24 protein-coding genes are annotated in these 21,757 nt (G+C 36.5%); 23 read left to right on the top strand and 1 reads right to left on the bottom strand.

Going from position 1 to position 21,757, the window contains the following annotated elements:
- The first annotated feature begins 71 nt into the window (after positions 1-71).
- From hisC to EJF36_RS11240, 13 genes are all read left to right on the top strand, one after another.
- A complete protein-coding gene (hisC, locus tag EJF36_RS11300; protein ID WP_125906425.1) occupies positions 72-1,157 on the top strand; it encodes a histidinol-phosphate transaminase in 1,086 nt (361 codons plus the stop codon).
- A 35-nt stretch (positions 1,158-1,192) separates the two neighbouring features.
- Positions 1,193-2,296 carry a prephenate dehydrogenase gene (locus EJF36_RS11295; RefSeq protein ID WP_125906424.1) on the top strand — a complete coding sequence of 368 codons (1,104 nt, stop codon included), beginning with the start codon at positions 1,193-1,195 and terminating at the stop codon, positions 2,294-2,296.
- Positions 2,297-2,310: 14 nt separating this feature from the next.
- Positions 2,311-3,612 (top strand): 3-phosphoshikimate 1-carboxyvinyltransferase, encoded by a 1,302-nt coding sequence (gene aroA / locus EJF36_RS11290; RefSeq protein WP_125906423.1) that lies wholly within the window; start codon positions 2,311-2,313, stop codon positions 3,610-3,612.
- 315 nt (positions 3,613-3,927) lie between these two features.
- A complete protein-coding gene (locus EJF36_RS11285; protein ID WP_125906422.1) occupies positions 3,928-4,857 on the top strand; it encodes a hypothetical protein in 930 nt (309 codons plus the stop codon).
- A gap of 17 nt (positions 4,858-4,874) precedes the next feature.
- Complete coding sequence (locus tag EJF36_RS11280) at positions 4,875-6,128, top strand: tetratricopeptide repeat protein (RefSeq protein WP_125906421.1); 1,254 nt, start codon at positions 4,875-4,877, stop codon at positions 6,126-6,128.
- A 106-nt stretch (positions 6,129-6,234) separates the two neighbouring features.
- Positions 6,235-6,774 (top strand): ReoY family proteolytic degradation factor, encoded by a 540-nt coding sequence (locus EJF36_RS11275; RefSeq protein WP_125906420.1) that lies wholly within the window; start codon positions 6,235-6,237, stop codon positions 6,772-6,774.
- A gap of 194 nt (positions 6,775-6,968) precedes the next feature.
- Positions 6,969-7,424 carry a DUF2487 family protein gene (locus EJF36_RS11270; RefSeq protein WP_125906419.1) on the top strand — a complete coding sequence of 152 codons (456 nt, stop codon included), beginning with the start codon at positions 6,969-6,971 and terminating at the stop codon, positions 7,422-7,424.
- A gap of 220 nt (positions 7,425-7,644) precedes the next feature.
- Positions 7,645-8,154 carry a QcrA and Rieske domain-containing protein gene (locus EJF36_RS11265; RefSeq protein WP_125906418.1) on the top strand — a complete coding sequence of 170 codons (510 nt, stop codon included), beginning with the start codon at positions 7,645-7,647 and terminating at the stop codon, positions 8,152-8,154.
- A gap of 3 nt (positions 8,155-8,157) precedes the next feature.
- On the top strand, positions 8,158-8,832 hold the full coding sequence (gene qcrB / locus EJF36_RS11260; RefSeq protein ID WP_125906417.1) for a menaquinol-cytochrome c reductase cytochrome b subunit: 675 nt from the start codon (positions 8,158-8,160) through the stop codon (positions 8,830-8,832).
- A gap of 37 nt (positions 8,833-8,869) precedes the next feature.
- Entirely contained in the window at positions 8,870-9,640 is a 771-nt protein-coding gene (locus tag EJF36_RS11255) for a menaquinol-cytochrome c reductase cytochrome b/c subunit (RefSeq protein WP_125906416.1), read from the top strand.
- 226 nt (positions 9,641-9,866) lie between these two features.
- The gene (lhaT, locus tag EJF36_RS11250; protein WP_260471882.1) at positions 9,867-10,469 is read left to right on the top strand and encodes a lipoprotein heptaprenylglyceryl N-acetyltransferase LhaT; all 603 of its coding nucleotides are present in this window, start codon (positions 9,867-9,869) and stop codon (positions 10,467-10,469) included.
- Between the two features lie 89 nt (positions 10,470-10,558).
- A complete protein-coding gene (gene ypjB, locus EJF36_RS11245) occupies positions 10,559-11,332 on the top strand; it encodes a sporulation protein YpjB (RefSeq protein WP_185806886.1) in 774 nt (257 codons plus the stop codon).
- 89 nt (positions 11,333-11,421) lie between these two features.
- Complete coding sequence (locus tag EJF36_RS11240; RefSeq protein WP_125906414.1) at positions 11,422-12,096, top strand: zinc metallopeptidase; 675 nt, start codon at positions 11,422-11,424, stop codon at positions 12,094-12,096.
- 674 nt (positions 12,097-12,770) lie between these two features.
- On the opposite strand, the gene EJF36_RS11235 is transcribed toward EJF36_RS11240, so the two are convergent.
- The gene (locus EJF36_RS11235) at positions 12,771-13,643 is read right to left on the bottom strand and encodes a YitT family protein (protein WP_125906413.1); all 873 of its coding nucleotides are present in this window, start codon (positions 13,641-13,643) and stop codon (positions 12,771-12,773) included.
- A 187-nt stretch (positions 13,644-13,830) separates the two neighbouring features.
- Here EJF36_RS11235 and EJF36_RS11230 point away from each other — a divergent pair, with 187 nt between their 5' ends.
- The 10 genes from EJF36_RS11230 (at position 13,831) to panD (ending at position 21,730) form a co-directional block, all read left to right on the top strand.
- A complete protein-coding gene (locus EJF36_RS11230; protein ID WP_125906412.1) occupies positions 13,831-14,184 on the top strand; it encodes a nucleotide pyrophosphohydrolase in 354 nt (117 codons plus the stop codon).
- Complete coding sequence (gene dapB / locus EJF36_RS11225; protein ID WP_260471881.1) at positions 14,177-14,965, top strand: 4-hydroxy-tetrahydrodipicolinate reductase; 789 nt, start codon at positions 14,177-14,179, stop codon at positions 14,963-14,965. The genes EJF36_RS11230 and dapB overlap by 8 nt, the downstream gene beginning before the upstream one ends.
- Positions 14,966-14,991: 26 nt before the next feature.
- Positions 14,992-15,417, top strand: coding sequence for a methylglyoxal synthase (mgsA, locus tag EJF36_RS11220; protein WP_125906411.1), 426 nt, complete (start codon positions 14,992-14,994; stop codon positions 15,415-15,417).
- Positions 15,414-16,112, top strand: coding sequence for a bacillithiol biosynthesis deacetylase BshB1 (gene bshB1 / locus EJF36_RS11215; RefSeq protein WP_125906410.1), 699 nt, complete (start codon positions 15,414-15,416; stop codon positions 16,110-16,112). Before mgsA ends, bshB1 begins: the two co-directional genes overlap by 4 nt.
- 1 nt (position 16,113) lies before the next feature.
- Entirely contained in the window at positions 16,114-17,244 is a 1,131-nt protein-coding gene (bshA, locus tag EJF36_RS11210; protein ID WP_125906409.1) for an N-acetyl-alpha-D-glucosaminyl L-malate synthase BshA, read from the top strand.
- A gap of 13 nt (positions 17,245-17,257) precedes the next feature.
- Positions 17,258-18,460, top strand: a complete 1,203-nt coding sequence (locus EJF36_RS11205; protein WP_260471990.1) for a CCA tRNA nucleotidyltransferase — start codon at positions 17,258-17,260, stop codon at positions 18,458-18,460.
- The gene (locus tag EJF36_RS11200; RefSeq protein WP_185806885.1) at positions 18,430-19,413 is read left to right on the top strand and encodes a biotin--[acetyl-CoA-carboxylase] ligase; all 984 of its coding nucleotides are present in this window, start codon (positions 18,430-18,432) and stop codon (positions 19,411-19,413) included. Before EJF36_RS11205 ends, EJF36_RS11200 begins: the two co-directional genes overlap by 31 nt.
- A gap of 233 nt (positions 19,414-19,646) precedes the next feature.
- A complete protein-coding gene (gene panB, locus EJF36_RS11195) occupies positions 19,647-20,480 on the top strand; it encodes a 3-methyl-2-oxobutanoate hydroxymethyltransferase (RefSeq protein ID WP_125906406.1) in 834 nt (277 codons plus the stop codon).
- Positions 20,481-21,332 carry a pantoate--beta-alanine ligase gene (gene panC, locus EJF36_RS11190; protein ID WP_125906405.1) on the top strand — a complete coding sequence of 284 codons (852 nt, stop codon included), beginning with the start codon at positions 20,481-20,483 and terminating at the stop codon, positions 21,330-21,332.
- Positions 21,333-21,346: 14 nt separating this feature from the next.
- Positions 21,347-21,730, top strand: a complete 384-nt coding sequence (gene panD / locus EJF36_RS11185) for an aspartate 1-decarboxylase (protein ID WP_125906404.1) — start codon at positions 21,347-21,349, stop codon at positions 21,728-21,730.
- Positions 21,731-21,757 lie beyond the last annotated feature (27 nt).

Raw genomic sequence — 21,757 nt, 5'->3', positions numbered from 1 at the left:
TGGTTACTTTTAGTAATGTATCATTTTAGGACAACATGAATAAGACATTATGAAAGTGAGGACTGTTTTTTGTGGAAGTAAAAAAACAGCTATTAAATTTAACACCGTATAAGCCAGGAAAACCAATAGAAGATGTGAAACGAGAGTACGGCCTTGAGAAAATTGTTAAGCTAGCATCAAATGAAAATCCATTTGGTTTTTCTAATAAAGTAAAAGATGTGCTACAGAAACAAATGGATAGTATTAATATTTATCCCGATGGGTATGCAGCAGAATTACGTAATGCAGTGGCAGAACATCTTAAAGTATCACCACGTCAGCTTATTTTTGGAAATGGATCGGATGAAGTTGTACAAATATTGTGTCGGGCCTATTTATCTCCAAGCAAAAATACTGTTATGGCAAAACCTACATTCCCACAATACAAGCATAATGCTGTTATTGAGGGTGCAGACATTCGTGAGGTAACATTAATCGAAGGAGCGCATGATTTAGAAGGCATGCTTTCTGCTATTGATGAAAATACAGCTATAGTGTGGCTTTGTACACCAAATAATCCAACAGGTGTGTACATTAGTGAAGAAGATTTGTTAAGTTTTCTGTCTCGCGTGCCAAACAATGTCGTGGTTGTTGTGGATGAAGCCTATTTTGAGTATGTTGTAGCTGAAGATTATCCTGACAGTATTTCTTTGTTGGCGAACCATCCAAACCTTGTCATTTTACGAACATTTTCTAAAGCATACGGATTAGCAGGGTTACGTATTGGCTATGGTATTGCAAGCGAACAATTGTTGCAAAGTATAGAACCAGCACGAGAGCCTTTCAACACTAGCAAGCTTGCACAAGCAGCGGCTATTGCTGCCTTATCTGATCAGGCATTTGTAAACGAAAGTGTCCTTTTAAACCATGAAGGACTCGAGCAATTTTATAGGTTCTGTGATCAACATAATTTAACGTATTATCAATCACAAGGTAATTTTATTTTAATGTTTCATAATAGCTTTACAGGAGATGAGATGTTTCAATATTTGTTAGAAAGAGGTTATATTGTTCGATCTGGAAACGCACTTGGTTTTCCTCATGCGATTCGAGTCACGGTAGGAACAGCAGAACAAAACAAACAATTCTTTGAAATTCTCTCATCCATGCTTAAATAGAAAAAAGAGAGTCTGTCGTCTAGGGGGGAGAAATGTTGTCAAAAAAAGTTTTCGTCATCGGCCTCGGGCTCATCGGTGGGTCTGTCGCCTTAGCTATAAGACGAGAGCATCAGGATGTGACTATTGTTGGGTATGATGTAAATGGTGAACAACTACAACTTGCACGTACACTAGCAGTTATTGATGAGATAGCTGAATCTATAGAGGATGGTAGCAAAGAGTCAGATTTAATAATAATTGCTACACCCGTTCAACAAGCAGTTGATATTATCCACCGAATAGCGAGCCTGCCAACAAAATCAGGTGTAATTGTTACAGACGTAGGCAGCACTAAAAAGCATATAACAGAATCTGCACAAGTACTTCTAAAAAACAATATTTGCTTTATCGGTGGGCATCCTATGGCAGGTTCTCATAAAAATGGAGTAGCTGCTGCAAGAGCTCATTTATTTGAAAATGCTTTTTATATTTTCACACCAACAACAAATGTAGATAATTCAAAAATAATTGAGTTGAAAAATTGGTTAGCTGGTACAAAAGCAAGATTTATTACGTTATCACCTGAAGAGCACGACCGTATTGCAGGGGTGATCAGTCACTTTCCGCATATAATAGCAGCGGGTCTTGTTCATCAAGCGGAGAAGCTTGAGCGGGATAATGAGCTTGTAAGTCGCTTAGCTGCAGGTGGATTTCGTGATATTACTAGAATCGCTTCAAGTAATCCAACGATGTGGCGAGATATTTTTCTACATAATCGTAATGCATTACTTCAGCTTTTTGATGGATGGCTTGACGAAATGCGTATGTTACGATCAATCGTCGAAACAGGAGATAGTCAAAAGATTTATGAGTATTTTTTACATGCTAAGGAATTCCGTGATGGTTTACCAGTGAAAGAAAAAGGTGCTATACCTTCTTTTTATGATTTATTTGTAGATGTACCTGATAAACCTGGGGCTATATCAGAGATTACCGGGTATTTAGCAGAAAATAAAATAAGTATTACCAATATACGAATTTTAGAAACAAGGGAAGATATATTAGGTGTGCTTCGCTTAAGTTTTCAAACAGATAGTGACCGAAAAAGAGCTAAGCAATGCATTGAGGCTAATTCTTCTTATGAGACGTATTATGCATAAAAGGAGGAGAAGATTTGGATAAAGTACTAACTGGGAAAAGTCCTTCACTAAAAGGAACTATTCGTGTGCCGGGGGATAAATCAATTTCTCATCGCGCTATTATGTTAGGTGCAATTGCTGAAGGCACTACAAGGGTTCAAAATTTTTTAATGGGTGAGGACTGTTTGAGCACCATTGACTGCTTTAGGAAACTTGGAGTTTCCATTGACATAACAGAAGATTCCGTTACTGTTCTCGGAAGAGGTTTTTTAGGACTGAAGGAACCCTCTGAAATACTTTACACAGGAAATTCTGGTACTACAACACGATTGATTTTAGGCGTTTTAGCTGCGGCTCCATTTCATACTATTCTAACAGGCGATTCTTCTATTGCAAAACGTCCTATGAAGCGCGTAACAGGTCCTTTACGTCAAATGGGTGCTGATATTGACGGGAGAGAAGACGGAAACCTAACCCCTCTATCTATACGTGGAGGGCATACGAAAGGTATAGAATATCATTCACCGGTTGCAAGTGCACAAGTGAAGTCAGCAATATTATTAGCAGGATTACATAGTAATGGGACTACAATCGTAACAGAACCAGCTCGTTCAAGAGACCATACTGAACGTATGTTGAAAGCTTTTGGTGGGGATGTCACAGTGAATGAGCTTGCTGTAAGCGTTGAAGGTGGACAAACCCTTACGGCCACTTCAATTGAAGTACCAGGTGATATTTCCTCTGCTGCATTTTTCTTAGTTGCTGGAGCAATTGTCCAAGATAGTGAAATTAGACTAGAGAAAGTCGGTTTAAATGAAACGAGAACAGGTATAATTGATGTTCTTAAGTCTATGGGAGCATCACTATCAATATCAAATATTAGAGAAGTAAACTTTGAACCAGTTGGTGATTTAACAATATCTACTTCACAACTTGTTGCAACAGAAGTTGGAGGCGAAAACATATCGCGTCTCATTGATGAAATTCCTATTATAGCCTTGCTTGCTACACAAGCTAATGGAGTTACAGTAATTAAGGATGCTGAAGAGTTAAAGGTAAAAGAAACAAACAGAATTGATACAGTTGTATCAGAGCTTAAGAAATTAGGAGCAAATATTAAAGCAACAGAGGATGGCATGATTATAACGGGCCCAACCTCATTGAAAGGGGATGTTGAAGTGTCTTCTTTTGGTGACCATCGAATTGGTATGATGCTCAGTATTGCATCGTGCATATGTAATGGTCAAATTGTAATTAAAGATGCTGATGCTATTTCTGTATCATATCCGAGCTTTTTTGCCCATCTAGAACAATTGCAAACAGTAAAATCTGTCTAGCTAATAAGTAGCTAGACTTTTTGGTTATGGTGCCCAAATTCGGTTTGCAATGATTTGAAGTTTTTGATACCAAAGATGGATACCATACTAACACCTAGGTTCTTAACAGACATAAGTTGTTATAATTGAGGTGCAACTATAGAATAAATTCATTACAGCAAATAAAGTTAATTTTATACATTTCAAGTGTTTCTAATGAAAATTATGTAGAAATCACCTGTCGTTAATATTAAGTTATAATTCTAATACTCTCCTCATAGTTTGTCTTATAGAGCTTGTACTAGTTTGAAAGATTAAAATGAGGTGGGGGTTCGAGTGTACTTAATTGAGAAAGCAACTGTTGTTAACGAGTCTGGGGTTGCTAGAAATGTATCGTTTGTTGTTAACAAAAATTATATTGAATACATCGGAACCCATACACTTTCTTATAATGTGTGGAGGATGGATGTATCTGATTACATTATGACACCTGGCTTTGTCATGTATGATCACTTTGATACTAAACAAAAACCGTTTTCAGAATCAAAGCAGTACTTTGAAGTGAATTGCTTGCAAAAAGGCTTTACAAGCATGTTAGTTTCTACAAACATCACATATGAAACTGATATTCCATCGGCACTTCGAAAGTTAGAAAGTATGCTTTTAAACTGTCCGATAGATTATTATTTAGCTATCCGTGTTCCTCTATATTTACTTCGCCCGGAAACTATTCGAATTTGTCAAAAGTATAAAATCCCTGTATTATTTGTCAATTTGCCTTCTGATGTAAATGAACTCGCTAACGTGCCCTGGGGGTGGATTCGAGATGCCATATTTCATTATAGGATCCCGGTTGTACCTAATTGGGCTGAGTATGATCAGCAAACTAGTAAGGACTTAGCTCGTGTAAAACAACTTTGGTTAACCTATACGAATCAGTATTTTATACCAACTGATTTAGAAGCACCTCTTGCAAAAATGCCTTTGAGCAAATCTTTACTCGCTAAAACAGGTATTTATCCCCAAAAAGGTGACTTTAGAATAGGTGGCGAAGTTGATTATAATCTCTATAACAAAAAACTATTTGAGGACGAAACTGTTGAACAGCCGCGTTTCATCGATTATCATAAACATAATCCGGTTATAACAGTAACAAACGGGATTGTTACAAAAGCTGGCGCAGATGTATTATATCGACCAGGTAAAGGAAAAAAGCGCCATATTGTAATTCCTGGCTTTTTCCAATATGATTATGCTTATGTGTAATGGAGAGGACGTAAATAATGACAAAGATAAACGTATCAATGGAAACACTAACAGATGCATTAGAACAAGGCTATTATGAGGAGGCTGTTGCGTTTGTTCACACAAACCTCAAAACTCTAACAAATATGGAATTGTACGCAGTTTGTGAATTGTTTATACATTTTGGCTTACTAGATGATGTTCGCAATATGATAGAGCACTCAGAAACAAATAATGGTGACTTACAACTATTATTAGCAGAAATATATATTGAGCAAGGTTTAGAGGATGAAGCATTAGAAGTTGTCAATATGATTAATGAAACGGATGAAGCGTACATACAAGCACTGTTACTAGCAGCAGATCTTTATCAAATGCAGGGGTTGGAAGAAGTCAGTGAATATAAACTATCGCAAGCAAAGAACATTATGCCTAACGAGCCTTTAATTGACTTTGCACTTGCAGAGCTATATTTTCATCAGGCTGATTATGTAAGGTCTGTACCTTTGTATAAGCATTTGTCTAATAATGACACAGATATTGCAGGAGTTAATCTATTTCAGCGTTTAGCGTTAGCATTAAGTCATATTGGTGAGTTTGAAGGGGCGCTAGATTACTTTGTAAAAGCAAAAAAATTAGATGTTCATAGCTTGTTTGAATATGGATTTACTGCGTATCGAGCGGAACAATATACTTTGGCTATTCAAAAATTTACACATGTTATTAAAGAAGATGAAGATTTTGAAGCGGCATATTTTTATTCGGCGAAAGCTTTTGAACAAGAAAACAACTTAGAAGAGGCTTTAGAGTACCTTAAGAGAGGATTAGCGCTACAAGGAAATGGGAAAGAAATGTATTTTTATGCTGGCCAATTGGCATATAAAGTAGGCAGACTAAATGAGGCTGCGGGATTCTTGAAAGAAACACTTGCCATTGACCCTGGGTATATGGATGCTCTAATCTCTTACACAAACGTATTATTACAAAAGAGTGACTATGAAGAAGTTATTTCATTAATCACAGAAGCAGAGGTTAACGAAGATACAGATCCATTCCTTGATTGGGCTATGGCGACAGCATATCGAGAAACAGAAAGATTTTCAGATGCATTAAATCGTTACCAAGCTGCATATACTTCTTTTAAAGAGAACAGTGAATTTTTGGAAGAATACGCTCGCTTTTTGTTAGAGGATGGGAACAGAGAGGATGCTATAGTCGTTTATAAAAAAATACATAGTCTTGATCCAACAAACTTTGAAGTTGAGCAACTTCTTTTAGAATTAGAGCAGTAATGAGAAGGACAAATGAGGGTGTTTGTAGAATATTATTACGTGCAGGTGTTTACTGTATAACTAATATGGAGTCATAAGGACTCGAGCAACAGAGGAGGGAGGCACTATGACAACCCCTGTATCTGTAAATGAGAAGAAAGAATTTGTTAGGTGGTTTTTAGGCAATTATCAGCTAAAAAGAAGAGAATGTGTGTGGATTCTTAATTATTTAATGAGCCACGATCAATTGATGAGAAAAGTACACTTTGTTGAGCAAGCGCAATATTGTCCGAGAGGTATTATTATGTCGACACATTGTGTTGACGATGTACCTTTCAGATTTTACAAGGAAAATGTTATGACAACGGATGCCGAAAAATCTTTTCATGACATCCGCCTCAACCGTGACGAGGACATTTATATTCAGATTAATTTTAGATCATCTTATTCGTGTCCGCAGTATGTTGCAGTCCTTGAAGAAAATCCATTTTTACCTAAACATTTGCAAGTGAATGAAAAAGATAGTCTATTAGCTGAACAATTCTTAGAAAAATCTATCACTACGTATCAAAAAGAAAAGCTTTTACATCTTATAGACGAGGCACTAGATAAAAATGACAAAGAACTGTTTAATGAACTAACAACTCGTCTTAAATACTTAAAATAATTGGAGAGTCTTGCTTTAAAGCAAGACTTTTTATCTTTAGCTCTGTTTTATTAAATTAAAGATTTAAAAAAATCTGAAATAAGGGGTCAAACTTTTTTCTTTCTTTCCAATTATTATGGTATGATAGTAACATATACAAGAATATTGAATCATTACATTATTTTGTATTAAATTTAACAAGTAGGTGTATTGTAATGCGTTGGTTAAGTCACGATATTAATATGTTTGTACAAGCAAAGGAGTATGTTGATACAGCTATTTTGCCATTAGTGCCATTGGATTTCTCAGGCTCTATAAAGAACATAGTTCAAACCGGAGAAAGTACTATGACAGTAGCAACAGCGTTGGAACGAGAATATCAAGGTAGAGTCTTCCTTATACCTACGTTTCATTACTGGGTAGAACAAGATATGAACCTTACTATAAAGGACTTACAATCATGGATAGAAAAGCTTAAGAAAGCTGGCTTTGAAAAGGTATTTCTGCTGTCTTGTGACAATGAATGGAGACTCGTAGAAAAAGAACTGGAGTTACCTTTATTATGGCTACCTTCTTTTTCATTAGATCATATTGATGATAAACATAAAAAATCATACATAGATAATCAGCTTGCACAGTTATCACCATATTTAATGAGGGCGTGGAATTAATACAAAAAGCTACAAAATCTTAAATTAACACGTAACTTTTTGATAAGTAAGAATAATAATAGTTTATTATTTATAATGATTTTAGTTAAAACATATTTCTGAACAGGATTTTATTGACCTCATGATAGTATTGAGATATCATGAAAATGTCCTAGTTTCAATGTGTTATATAGTCCATAAAGTCCTAATGGACCGATTTTCTAATAGAGGGGGGAATTGTATGAGCGAGAAAAAACATAGGGTATCAAGACGACAATTTTTAAACTACACACTTACAGGGGTTGGCGGTTTCATGGCCGCTACAATGCTTATGCCAATGGCACGTTTTGCATTAGACCCTGTACTTCGTCCTGCTGAAGAACAAGATATGGTGCCTGTTGCTTCAGTTGATGACATTACAACTGAACCACAACGTTTCGACTTCCAAATTAGACAGAAAGATGCTTGGTACGTCTCTGACGTGTCGAAATCGGCATGGGTGTACAAAGATGAGAATGGTGATATTGTAGCGCTCTCTCCTGTTTGTAAGCATTTAGGTTGCGTAGTTAACTGGGCAGGTAATTCTGACCATCCAAATGAGTTCTTCTGTCCATGTCACTATGGGCTATATGAGAAGGACGGTACAAATGTACCTGGTACACCGCCATTAGCACCTTTAGATGTATTCAAGCATGAGGTGAGAGATTCCACATTGTACCTAGGTAAAGCAAGACCACGAGGGGAGGCGTAATAGATGTTAAACAAAATATACGATTGGGTCGATGAACGTTTAGATATTACGCCAATGTGGCGCGATATTGCTGACCATGAAGTTCCAGAGCATGTTAATCCAGCGCATCATTTTTCTGCGTTTGTATATTGCTTTGGTGGTTTAACGTTTTTTGTAACAGTAATTCAAATTCTATCTGGAATGTTTTTAACGATGTATTATGTTCCTGACATAAAAAATGCTTGGGAATCAGTATACTATCTTCAAAATGAAGTTGCATTTGGACAAATTGTTCGAGGTATGCACCACTGGGGAGCCAGTCTTGTTATTGTCATGATGTTTTTACATACTCTTCGTGTATTTTTCCAAGGTGCCTATAAAAAGCCTCGTGAGCTTAACTGGATCGTTGGAGTTTTAATTTTTGGCGTTATGTTAGGACTAGGTTTTACAGGATATCTACTTCCTTGGGATATGAAAGCGCTTTTTGCAACAAAAGTTGGCCTGCAAATTGCCGAATCTGTGCCTCTTATCGGTCCAGCGGTTAAAACATTATTAGCTGGACATCCAGAAATTGTTGGAGCTCAAACATTAACACGATTCTTTGCTATTCATGTATTTTTCTTACCAGGTGCGTTGCTAGGATTAATGGCTGCTCACTTCATTATGATTCGAAAACAAGGTATTTCTGGACCACTATAAAATTTTTTGAGAGTACTTATGAAGGAGGGAGAGCGGCATGCATAGAGGGAAAGGTATGAAGTTTGTTGGTGATTCACGTGTACCAGCAAATCGTAAACCTAATATTCCAAAAGATTATTCTGAATTTCCAGGTAAGACGGAGGCTTTTTGGCCAAACTTCTTACTTAAAGAATGGATGGTAGGTTCAGTATTTCTAGTTGGTTACATAGCTTTAGCAATAGCGCACCCATCACCGCTTGAGCGTGTAGCTGATCCGACTGACACTTTATATATTCCATTACCAGACTGGTATTTCTTATTTTTATATCAATTATTAAAATACACGTATGCATCTGGTCCATACAATGTAATTGGTGCTGTTGTTATACCTGGTCTTGCGTTTACGGCACTACTTTTAGCGCCATTTTTGGATCAAGGTCCTGAAAGAAGACCATCGAAACGCCCAATAACAACCGGAATGATGCTATTGTCAATAGCTGCGATTGTACATTTGACATGGTTCTCTGTAGCTACTCATGACTGGGAAGCTGCTGCAGAACAAGGGAAGATAGTTAAAGAAGTAGAAGTTGACAAAAATGCGGAAGGCTATGCTATTTATACTGCACAAAGCTGTATTGGTTGTCACGGCGACAATTTACAAGGCGTAACTGGCGTTGGTCCTGCTCTTGTAGGCGGTGGATTTGATGCTGAACATGTGTCTAATGTTGCTGTTAATGGTATAGGAGACATGGCAGCAGGTATTTTTAAAGGTACTGACGAAGAATTAAAGGTGCTGTCTGAGTTTATAGCTGAAGTTTCTAGTAAATAATTGTAAAAAAGCTGACCGTATAGGTCAGCTTTTTATTCATAATCAAAAAACTTTAAGCTGTAATAATATACAAAATTCCACATATTAACGAGTTCTTTCATGAATAAGCTTTGATTCAGTAAAATAATAAAAATGATATTTCTATAATTACTTAACATACTTGCCATTGGTGAAATGTTGAGAGGTTATTGCTAATTCCTAATTTATCAAAAAGTAGGTGAGTTAATTGTTTGTAAATATAATACGATTTTTGAGTGACAGGCCCGTTCTATGGTTATTATTTATTATAAATGTTGCGGGGACTATTTATGGATACATATGGTATGGGTCACAGCTTATAGAAACACCACCACAATTTTTAATGTTCGTTCCAGATAGTCCAACAGCTTCTTTGTTTTTTTGTTTTGTTATAGGATCTTATTTATTAGGAAAACAGTGGCCTATTATGGAAGCGCTGGCTGTCGTATCACTTTTTAAATATGGAGTTTGGGCTGTTGTCTTAAATGCACTTTTATTTATTCAAGATGGAGCACTAAATCCTATTGGATTAATGTTGATGGTTTCCCATGGCGCGATGGCCATAGAAGGTGTCTTGTTCGCACCATTTTATCGTTTTAAGCTGTGGCATTTAGCAGTTGCTGCAATTGTAGTTCTTCATAATGATATTATTGATTACGTTTTTAATATGATGCCATGGTATCATGATTTAAATCAATATTATGCAGAAATTGGCTATTTTACTTTTTGGCTAAGTGTATTAAGTATATTTATTGGCTATTATGTTGGTATACGAAAAAGCAGATTAACACTTTCAATGTCACGAAATTAAAGTAAGTTGTCCAATTATAGGTCTACTCTTGTCCACCCATACATACATATGAATTAGAAGCTATAAGGGGGACATGCAGGATGCGGGCAATGATAATTTGGGTATTTATTCTATTTACTATAATGCCAACAATTACGATTGCAAGTACAGACAATGATTGGACAAGGTTAGTCGATATATCGGATGATGTATTGGAAATGGTCAAACAAGAAAGATATGATACCGCCAAAAAGCTTCTTGATCAATTCTCTGAGGAGTTTTATGAACTTGATTTTTTTGAACGTACATACACAATGGATGAGCTTCGTATTATGACTGTTACTCATAGCAATGCTCTCCATGCTATAGCTACATCATCCATTCCTCATCATATAAAAGTAGATAAAGCCATTCAATTTCGTCTTGTAATTGATGCTATACGATCAGAGTACAATCCGTTATGGGGTGAATTAGAACATACTGTGATGGGGAAGTTAGGAAATGTCATGTCTTCGTATGAGCAAAAACAATCTAATGAGTATAGCGCACATTTAACCGAATTCTTTCGTCTATATGAAATGATTCATCCAAGCTTAATGATTAGTGTTGATCCGACAATAATACAGACGTTAGATTCACATATTAGTTGGTTAGATAAAGTTAATGCAGAAGCGGTTTCTTCAGTGGAAGCTGGACATTATTTAGCTTTGGTGGATAGTGAACTACAGTCAATATTTGATGGTGTTGAAGAGGATGAAGCGGACCCATCTTTATACTGGGTTATAATTACAACCGGTAGTATCATCATTGCTACGTTAACCTATGTAGGGTGGAAAAAATACAAAGCAACGAGACAACGTGAAAGAAGTAGACAAAAAAATTGACAACTCAGTAAACCTATAAGAAAATTAAGATAAGCCTTGAACATTCTGTTTGGGGATTAAATTACAACAGTACGGAGGAAAAATACAAAATGTTTCTAATCTACTTTGCAATCCTCATTATTGTACCTTTGTGGGCACAAATGCGTGTGAAAAGTGCATACAAAAAGTACTCTCGCGTTCCATCTTCTTCTCAAATGACAGGAGCAGAAGTTGCCCGTCGTATACTTGATCACAATGGGTTATATGACGTAAGAGTTGAAGAAACACGTGGTGTTCTTTCGGATCATTACGATCCTCGCTCAAAGGTTGTGCGCTTATCAAGCCAAAATTATCATGGTCACTCTGTTGCAGGTGCCGCTATTGCAGCTCATGAGGTTGGTCATGCTATGCAGGATAGCGAGAATTATGCGTTTTTAAGATTTAGACACGCACTAGTTCCAGTCGCTAACATCGGATCAAATATCTCTTGGTTATTTATTTTAGCGGGAATATTTTTCCAATTGAGTGGCGCGCTTCTATTAGGTATTGTTTTTATGGCAGCGGCAGTATTGTTTCAAGTTGTCACATTACCAGTTGAGTTTAATGCGTCATCAAGAGCGATGGATCAGATTGTTGCAGTAGGTGTTATTCGTAATGAAGAAGAGCGTCACACTCGTAAAGTACTAAATGCCGCAGCATTGACTTATGTTGCCGCCGCAGCTGTAGCTGTATTGGAGTTAGTTCGTTTTATACTCATGTACACAGGTATGACACAAGAGGATTAATTGTTTTAAATGAATTGAATGAAATAATACAATACAAAAAACCCCTCTTGGGAAGACAGTATCTTTGCTGTCTTCAAGGGGGATTTTTTACTTTAAAAAGCAGATACGAAAGAAATAAATTTAAAACATCAATTAAACAAATAAAAATTAACGAGACATTAATCCTCATTGCTGACAAATTGATGGATGATGATCATCACCTAAGGGTATGGGTGGAGCTGAAAGTCTTGTCTACAATGGAATTGAATTGTGTCTATGAATATATAAAGAGGAACAAAGATATAATGCCAAGAGTTGCATTTAGATATACCTTAGAGAAGTTTGATATTAAGGTGAGGAGGGAATTGATGATTAATGTTTAAAGGTGTTTGAGTTATTAAGAGTTTAAAAAGTCTATTTCGAGTCTCAATGCACTTTGAAAAACAGTTGTTTTATTAGATGGTATTTACATTTACATTTTTTTATTTATCTGTTTGCTTAAGTTAAACTTTAATGGAGGAAGTATTAACGTTTAATTTTATTGAAAATTCGATAACTAACTATGTCTTGTAGTAAAGATGGTCACAAACAAAGGTTAGTTTAAATTAGGAAAACGGATGTCAAAGACAATAACATCCGTTATACATTATTGTAAACAAGCACTTAAATCAACTCTGTAATCTTAAAATTTGGTTTCACCTCTCAAGAGGATTTTTGTTTTCATCAAGAGTAAATCCTTCTCCCAGCACATCATGTACTTCACTTACAGCGACAAAAGCATGAGGGTCAACTGTATGAATAACATTTTTAAGACGTACAATCTCGTTTCGACCAACGACACAGTATAGAACGTTACGATCTTTTTTTGTAAAAGAGCCTTGTCCTTTTAAGACAGTGACGCCACGATCCATTTCTAACATGATTTTTTCAGCAATTTCAAAGCTAAAATCTGATATAATAGTAGCACCTCTTGCTGCATAAGCTCCTTCTTGCATAAAGTCAATAACGCGAGCTCCAACAAAAACAGCTACAAGAGTATACATACCTTCTCTGTAAGACAAATAAAAGATAATAGATGCGACTATTACACAGGCATCAAACATAAACATCGTTTTACCCATGCTCCAACCGATATATTTGTGTGCTAATCGTGCAATTATATCTACTCCACCAGTCGTTCCACCGTATCGAAAAACAATACCTAATCCAACTCCCACAAAGACACCAGCAAATAGAGCAGCTAACATTAAATCATCTATTAGTGGCATATTAACTGGGTACTCTTGGAAAATTCGTAAGAACACTGATAAGCTAACAGTGCCGATAATAGTATATAAGAAAGCAGTACGTCCAAGAAACTTCCAGCCAATAAAAAATAAAGGAATATTTAAAATCAAATTTGTGTAGGCTGGGTCAAATTTAAATAAGAAAAACAGCAATAATGTAATCCCGGTAAACCCACCTTCACCGAGATTATTTTGAATATTAAAGTTAATTAAGCCGAAAGCAAAAATGGCTGAACCAATAAGTATGTATAAAATATTTTTAATCTTCAATCCAAACTTCATATTAGAAAACTCCTTTAAAATAAGCATTATCTTTTTCACTATTACTTATTACTTCATTTTTTTTTATTTAAGATTGCAACAACAATTATAAATTACGTATCATGGAAACACAATCCAAATAAAAAAGCATGAAATGTTTGTCAAATGCGTGTGAATTCGATACGATAATTAATTAGAGGTGACAAAAATGGAACATATAACTATTAAAGAAATGCAGGCTGAAGTGGATTCATACATAAGCCAATTTAAAGAAGGTTATTTTAGCCCCTTAGCTATGTTAGCCCGATTAACAGAGGAACTAGGGGAGTTAGCACGCGAGGTTAATCATTATTATGGTGAAAAACCTAAGAAGGCTTCTGAAAAAACAAAAGCAATTGAAGAGGAAATAGGAGATTTGTTATTTGTTATTACTTGTATGGCAAATTCTCTGCAAATAGATCTGGCTGATTCTCACCGTCTCGTTATGAATAAATTTCAAACGCGTGACAAAGATCGTTGGACAAAAATACAACAAGATGGAGTAGGTGGTCAAGTTGAGTAAGCAAATTAGTATTGTTATTTCGGGATACCGTGGACGTATGGGAAGTGAGGCAGTTAAGCTTGTTAATAACACTAATAACTATCAATTAGTTGCCGTTGTTGACAGATCCTATGAGGGGGATCATTCTACGAATTCAGTTGATGTCCCTGTTTATACAGATTTAGATTCGTGTTTACAATCTATTAAAGCAGACGTATTAATTGATTTAACGACACCTGAAGTTGGTGTTCGTCATACGAAAACTGCACTTCAGTATGGTGTAAGGCCGGTTGTTGGAACAACAGGCTTCACAGACAAAGATCTTCAAGAGATTGAGCAATTGTGTCATGATAAAAACATAGGAGCGATTATCGCGCCAAACTTTGCTATTGGTGCTATCTTAATGATGAAATTCTCTCAAATGGCAGCGAAATACTTGCCAAATGTTGAAATTATTGAAATGCATCATGATCAAAAGTTAGACGCACCATCAGGAACGGCCATTAAAACAGCTCAAATGATTTCGACGGTTCGTGAAGCAAAAGGACAGGGCCATGAACAAGAGAAAGAAACATTAGCTGGAGCAAGAGGGGCAGATTTTGAAGGGATGAAAATTCATAGTGTTCGTTTGCCAGGACTTATTGCCCATCAGCAAGTATTGTTCGGCGGTCAAGGACAAGCTCTTACTATTCGTCACGATTCGTTTACAAGAGAATCTTTCATGACAGGTGTGAAACTATCTGTCGACACAGTTGTTGGAATTGACACACTTGTATATGGGCTAGAAAATATCATTGAGTAATAAACAAAGGAAAGAGGAACAACAAAATGAAAATATCTTTAATTGCTCACGATCGAAAAAAAAATGATTTAATACAGTTTGTAACTGCATATAAACAAATATTTGCACAGCACGAGCTTTATGCAACTGGTACAACTGGTTTAAAAATTATGGAAGCAACTGGTTTAAACATACATAGATTTCAATCAGGTCCTCTCGGAGGCGATCAGGAAATTGGTGCTCTTATCGCTAAAAATGAGATGGATGTTATTTTCTTTTTCCGTGACCCATTGACAGCTCAGCCACATGAGCCAGACGTAACGGCACTAGTTCGCCTCTGTGATGTGTATGCCATACCATTGGCAACAAATATGGGGACTGCTGAAATTTTAGTGCAAGGTATTCGTCGAGGCGACATGCATTGGCGTGAAATAATTCATGAGCAAACAAAAAAAGACGAGGAAAACTTATGAAATTAGATATTTTAGCGTTCGGTGCACATGCGGATGATGTAGAAATAGGTATGGCAGGAAGTATTGCAAAATGGGTTGCCAAAGGTTATAAAATTGGTATTTGTGATTTAACAGAAGCCGAATTGTCCTCTAATGGCACAGTGTCTCTTCGGAAGAACGAAGCAGCTGAAGCAGCTGAAATTTTACAATTAGATCTACGTCTGAATTTAGGTCTACCAGATCGAGGTTTATATGTGACTGATGAAGCTATTCGTAAGGTCGTATCCGTTATTCGTAAATATAAACCAACAATTGTGTTCGCACCATATCCGATTGACAGACATCCAGACCATGGTCATTGTGCACAGTTAGTCAAAGAGGCTGTTTTTTCTGCTGGTATTCGAAAGTATGAGGTAGAGGGCGAAACAGCTCATCGTATTAAGGATATGCATTATTATATGATTAATGGTTTTCATAAACCATCTTTTTTAGTAGATATATCAGATTATATGGATACGAAGATAACCGCCTTGATGGCGTATAAGAGTCAATTTACAAAATCAGAAGGGGCTGTTGAAACACCGCTCACCAATCAATACATACCTACGATAAAAGCTCGTGAAACACTGTTCGGCAAAGAAGCAGGCGTCTTATTTGCTGAAGGATTCAAGACAGATAAGCCTTTATTAGTAGAAGACTTACTGAAGGAGACGTAATATGTTACGTATAGGAATAATTTGCTATCCAACTGTAGGTGGATCGGGAGTAGTAGCTACAGAATTAGGTAAGCTTTTAGCCGAGCGAGGTCATGAAATTCATTTTATTTCTTCTAGCATGCCCTTTAGGCTTGGAAAGGTGTACCACAACATTTACTATCATGAAGTGGAGGTAAATCAGTATTCAGTGTTTCGGTACCCTCCATATGATTTAGCTTTAGCTAGTAAAATTGCAGAAGTAGTAAAACGGGAGGAATTGGATATTCTACATGCACATTATGCCATTCCTCATGCTGTTTGTGCGTTGTTAGCTAAGCAAATGGTTGAGTCAAATCCAAAAATAGTAACAACCTTGCATGGAACAGATATAACTGTTCTTGGATCCGATCCATCCTTGATAGATTTAATTCGATTTGGAATAGAAAAGTCAGATGTAGTGACAGCTGTTTCAAATGCCTTGGTCGAACAAACGAATGATATTATTCAGCCTAATAAGGACATTGAAACAGTTTACAATTTTATAGATGAACGTGTATATGGAAAAAAAGAGGCCTGTCAGCACTTACGAGAAGAGTATGGCATTAAGTCGCACGAAAAGGTTGTTATTCATGTATCAAATTTTCGACATGTAAAACGTGTTCCAGATGTGATCCATGCTTTTTATCAAATAAACAAAGAGGTAGATAGCAAGCTATTACTTGTGGGAGATGGTCCTGAATTGTCTACTGCAGTACGTGTGGTGCGAGAGCTTGGTATAGAGAATTCTGTCTTATATTTAGGCAAACAAGAAAACGTTGAAGACTTATATTCTATCAGTGATTTAAAGCTGCTCTTATCAGAAAAAGAGAGCTTTGGTCTCGTGTTATTAGAAGCGATGGCATGTGGTGTCCCTTGTATTGGTACAAAGATTGGAGGCATTCCAGAAGTAATAGCAGATGGTCAAACAGGATATCTGTGCGAATTAGGAGCAGTAGACGAAGTTTCTCAAAAAGCAATTCAGATCTTACAAGACGAACAATTACATAAAACGATGTCACATAATGCAATAACATATGTTAAAGAACGCTTTTTATCGGAAAAAATTGTAAGTCAATATGAAGCAATATACGAACGATTAGTAAAAGAGGAATAAGGATGTGGAAAGGATGCATGAACAGTTTAGAGAAGCCTTGCCAATAATCGATAAGTTAGAAGAAAATGGTTATAATGCATTTTTTGTTGGCGGAGCTGTTCGTGATGTCATACTTGGGCGAGACATTAAAGACATAGATATAGCGACATCTGCGCTACCACATCAAATATTAGAATTGTTTCCCAAAACGATAGATGTAGGTGCCGAACATGGAACCATTGTTGTGATACATAAGGAAAGTTCATATGAAGTAACAACATTTCGCCAAGACGAGGAGTATAAAGATTTTAGAAGACCTGCGTCTGTAGTATTCATTGATAGCCTTATTGAAGATTTAAAACGTCGTGATTTTACTATGAATGCGATGGCAATGACGAAAGATGGACATATTATTGATCCTTTTTTAGGTCAACAAGCTATACTTAATCGTGAAATTATAACAGTCGGTAAGCCTGAAGACCGATTTCATGAGGATGCATTACGTATGTTACGAGCGATCCGATTTTGTGCACAATTAAGTTTTAATTTAGCAGAGAGAACAATACAAGCTATTATAAAACACGCTGCGTTATTAAAGCATGTTTCGATAGAAAGGATTTCTACTGAATTTGAAAAGATATTAGCTGGCATAAATGCATCCGCCGCTATTAAATTAATGTTTGAAACAACATTAATAAAATACATGCCCTGCATTAATAGTGATATTAACGTTGATACATTTATTCACATAAAATGGGAGCAGCTTACTACTGCAACAGAAAGATGGACAATGTTTGTTTATTTACTAGACTTAGAGGATGTAAAGATGTGCCTGAAAAAGTGGAAGCTTCCCATGAAAGTTATTCGATCAGTTTCTTCCAATATACATTACCTTACTAAAGATGGGGCTTGGACTAACAAAACATTGTATGATGCGGGACTTGAAACAGTACTAGAGGTTGAAAGAATACGTGCTATTCATGGTGAGCTAGACCCTGAACCTCACCTTGCTGCGTTTAGAAGCCAATTTGCTGCATTGCCAATTCATAATAAAAAGCAAATAGCTGTAACGGGGCATGATGTGGCTGAATGGTTACAAATAGAACGTGGTCCTGCTATTGGTGAATGGTTAGCAAACATTGAACTACAGATATTGAATGGGCAGCTTGAGAATACAAAAGTTGCTGTAAGGGAGTGGCTGATCAAATGCAAACAGACATCCGTAAAACATTATTAAGGATTTTTTCTGATGCTAATGGTGACTTTGTATCTGGGGAGAGAATCAGCAGAGAGCTAGGATGTTCACGTACAGCTGTATGGAAGCACATGGAAGACCTTCGAAAGGAAGGTTTTAAGCTCGAAGGTATTCGAAAACTAGGTTATCGCATTATTGACAAACCTGATAAAATTACAGCAAATGAAATAACACTAGGCTTACAAACTGATATACTAGGTCGCCATATTCATTTTGAAGAAGAAGTTGATTCAACTCAAAAGATTGCTCAACGTTTAGCGTTAGAAGGTGTTCCTGAGGGGACCATTGTTGTTGCTGAAGCGCAGACTGCTGGGCGCGGCAGATTGAATAGACATTGGCACTCACCGAGAAAAACCGGTGTTTGGATGAGTTTAATATTACGTCCCCAAATAGCACCACAAAAAGCGCCGCAGTTAACATTATTGACAGCAGTAGCTGTTGCTCAAGCAATCGAGGAAGTAATCGATGTTATGCCACAAATAAAATGGCCCAATGATATATTAATCAAAGAGAAAAAGGCAATCGGTATTTTAACAGAAATGCAAGCGGAAGCTGATCGGATTGGCTCTGTGATTATTGGTATTGGGGTTAATTGTAATCAAGAAAAAGGAGAGTTCCCTGAAGATATAACTAATATTGCTACTTCATTAGCAATTGAAGCCAACAAGCGTATTGATCGATCTCTTCTTATTCAATCTATATTACATAACTTTGAAAAATTATACATAACGTATCTTGAGCATGGTTTTACAACTATTAAAATATTATGGGAATCATATGCTATTAGTTTAGGAAAAAAAATAAAAGTTCAGTCATTGGCACAAGTAACAGAAGGCACTGCATTAGGGATTACGGATGATGGAGTGTTATTAATTGAAACAGCCGACGGTCAAATTCATAAAGTATATTCTGGCGATATTCATTTTCAAGATTAGAACTAGAAAGATTGAAAAATTTATGTATAATAATGGATAGGGCGGTATCAAATGAACTGCACCTATACAAAGTGTCATGTTAATAATTGTGTCTGCCTTGATCCGGTATCGGACAGGGACAGAGGGATGATTTAAGCCGGAACTGTCATTTACCAATCCTTCTTTCTCTGTGGGAAAGAAGGTTATTTCGGTTTTTCATCTCCTCTAAACTAAGTGAGAGGAGAAGATGTGACTTGAAACAAACTCTTGATTTTTTAAAGATGAAGGAACAAAGTGAAAAAATTGTGATGCTTACAGCGTACGACTATCCATCAGCTTTATATGCTGAACAAGCAGAAGTTGACATGATTTTAGTTGGAGACTCACTGGGTATGGTTGTGTTAGGCTATGATTCCACAATACCAGTGACTGTCCAAGATATGGTTCATCATGGCAAAGCTGTAAAGCGTGGTGCGAAGGATACATTCATAGTAGTGGACATGCCATTTATGTCCTATCACATTTCATTAGAAGACGCACTTCGAAATGCGAAGGACATAATTCAACAAACAGGGGCTCATGCAGTCAAGGTTGAGGGGGCCGATGATGTTCTACCTATTATACATGCGATGACAAAAGCCGGTATTCCGGTTGTAGCTCATTTAGGCTTAACGCCTCAATCAGTAGGAGTACTTGGTGGTTATAAAGTGCAAGGAAAGGATGCGAAAGCAGCTAGAAAGCTGATAGAAGATGCAAAAAAGTGTCAGCAAGCTGGAGCATTTGCTTTAGTTCTAGAATGTATACCACATCAACTTGCATCACAAGTATCAAAAGCATTACAAATACCTACTATTGGAATTGGAGCCGGAGTCGAGACAGATGGGCAAGTTCTTGTCTATCATGATGTACTAAATTATGGTGTATCTCGTGTGCCTAAGTTCGTTAAACAATTCTCAAATATAGATGATCCGATTAAGAAGGGTCTGTTAGCATATGTACAGGACGTGAGAAGTCAAAAATTTCCAGAAAAGCAACATACTTTCACAATGAAAGAAGAAGATTTACAGGCACTCTATGGAGGAAAATAAATGAAAACCATCACATCTATTCGTGAGCTTCAAAGCACTCTTCAGTCTGAGAAGCTTAAAGGAAAAACAATTGGTTTTGTACCAACAATGGGATACTTACATGAAGGTCACCTTTCTTTACTACAAAAAGCTCGAACTGAAAATGATATTGTTGTTTTGAGTATATTTGTAAACCCATTACAGTTTGGACCGAACGAGGACTTTGACTCATATCCGCGCGACTACCAACATGATGAAAATTTGGCTAAAGATAATAGCGTAGATTTTATCTTTTATCCTACAAAAGAAGAAATGTATCCTAATGAATTGACGGCATCTGTTGTAGTTCATAAGCGAATTAATGTTCTCTGTGGTAGAAAAAGAGAGGGGCATTTTGACGGCGTGGCAACGGTTGTAACAAAGTTATTTAATATAGTTATGCCTCATAGAGCGTATTTTGGAATGAAGGATGCTCAACAAGTTGCTGTTATAGAGGGGCTAATCAAAGATTTAAATATGCCAATTACAATAGTACCTTGTGAGACCGTACGTGAAAATGATGGGTTAGCAAAGAGTTCGAGAAATGTATATTTATCAGAAAAAGAGCGTGACGAAGCTCCTACTATTTATCAAAGTTTACAAATGGCTAAAAGTGAAATATTAGAAGGTGAAACATCGCCGCTTACTATTATACACTCAATTACAGAGCACATTACAAAATTTACTAGTGGAACAATTGACTATGTTGAGATATATTCATATCCGGAGTTAAAATTAATAGAGAAACTTAGAGGTAGAATAGTGGTTGCTGTTGCTGTAAAGTTCTCTAAAGCACGTTTAATAGATAATATAACACTAACAATTCCGGAATAAAGGAGTTTGATATAATGTTTCGTACAATGATGAATGCAAAAATACATCGCGCACGTGTTACAGAAGCGAATTTAAATTATGTTGGTTCGATCACGATAGATGAAGATATACTAGATGCAGTCGGAATGGTTCCTAATGAAAAAGTTCAGATTGTTAACAATAATAATGGTGCTCGTCTAGAAACATACATTATTCCTGGGGAACGGGGTAGTGGTGTAATTTGTTTGAATGGTGCAGCGGCAAGACTTGTTCAGAAGGATGATATTGTAATTATTATTTCGTATGCACTTGTACCGAATGCAGATATTTCAACACATACTCCAAAAGTGGCGATATTAAATGAAAACAATGAAATTGAAAAAATGATTGATCATGAACCAGCTTCAACTGTACTTTAAAATCAACACGTACCGTTAACGCAGTCA

This window comes from Bacillus sp. HMF5848 (assembly GCF_003944835.1).
Lineage (GTDB): Bacteria > Bacillota > Bacilli > Bacillales > HMF5848 > HMF5848.
Note: the sequence above shows the minus strand (reverse complement) of the source record. Positions and strands in the feature narration are given on the sequence as shown.

Excerpts from the sequence above, each read along its gene's own strand:
- EJF36_RS11280 (WP_125906421.1), top strand. The coding sequence starts at position 4,875 with ATGACAAAGATAAACGTATCAATGGAAACACTAACAGATGCATTAGAA.
- EJF36_RS11275 (WP_125906420.1), top strand. The coding sequence starts at position 6,235 with ATGACAACCCCTGTATCTGTAAATGAGAAGAAAGAATTTGTTAGGTGG.
- EJF36_RS11270 (WP_125906419.1), top strand. The coding sequence starts at position 6,969 with ATGCGTTGGTTAAGTCACGATATTAATATGTTTGTACAAGCAAAGGAG.
- EJF36_RS11265 (WP_125906418.1), top strand. The coding sequence starts at position 7,645 with ATGAGCGAGAAAAAACATAGGGTATCAAGACGACAATTTTTAAACTAC.
- qcrB (WP_125906417.1), top strand. The coding sequence starts at position 8,158 with ATGTTAAACAAAATATACGATTGGGTCGATGAACGTTTAGATATTACG.
- EJF36_RS11255 (WP_125906416.1), top strand. The coding sequence starts at position 8,870 with ATGCATAGAGGGAAAGGTATGAAGTTTGTTGGTGATTCACGTGTACCA.
- ypjB (WP_185806886.1), top strand. The coding sequence starts at position 10,559 with ATGATAATTTGGGTATTTATTCTATTTACTATAATGCCAACAATTACG.
- EJF36_RS11240 (WP_125906414.1), top strand. The coding sequence starts at position 11,422 with ATGTTTCTAATCTACTTTGCAATCCTCATTATTGTACCTTTGTGGGCA.
- EJF36_RS11235 (WP_125906413.1), bottom strand. The coding sequence starts at position 13,643 with ATGAAGTTTGGATTGAAGATTAAAAATATTTTATACATACTTATTGGT.
- EJF36_RS11230 (WP_125906412.1), top strand. The coding sequence starts at position 13,831 with ATGGAACATATAACTATTAAAGAAATGCAGGCTGAAGTGGATTCATAC.
- mgsA (WP_125906411.1), top strand. The coding sequence starts at position 14,992 with ATGAAAATATCTTTAATTGCTCACGATCGAAAAAAAAATGATTTAATA.
- bshB1 (WP_125906410.1), top strand. The coding sequence starts at position 15,414 with ATGAAATTAGATATTTTAGCGTTCGGTGCACATGCGGATGATGTAGAA.
- bshA (WP_125906409.1), top strand. The coding sequence starts at position 16,114 with ATGTTACGTATAGGAATAATTTGCTATCCAACTGTAGGTGGATCGGGA.
- EJF36_RS11205 (WP_260471990.1), top strand. The coding sequence starts at position 17,258 with ATGCATGAACAGTTTAGAGAAGCCTTGCCAATAATCGATAAGTTAGAA.
- EJF36_RS11200 (WP_185806885.1), top strand. The coding sequence starts at position 18,430 with ATGCAAACAGACATCCGTAAAACATTATTAAGGATTTTTTCTGATGCT.
- panC (WP_125906405.1), top strand. The coding sequence starts at position 20,481 with ATGAAAACCATCACATCTATTCGTGAGCTTCAAAGCACTCTTCAGTCT.
- panD (WP_125906404.1), top strand. The coding sequence starts at position 21,347 with ATGTTTCGTACAATGATGAATGCAAAAATACATCGCGCACGTGTTACA.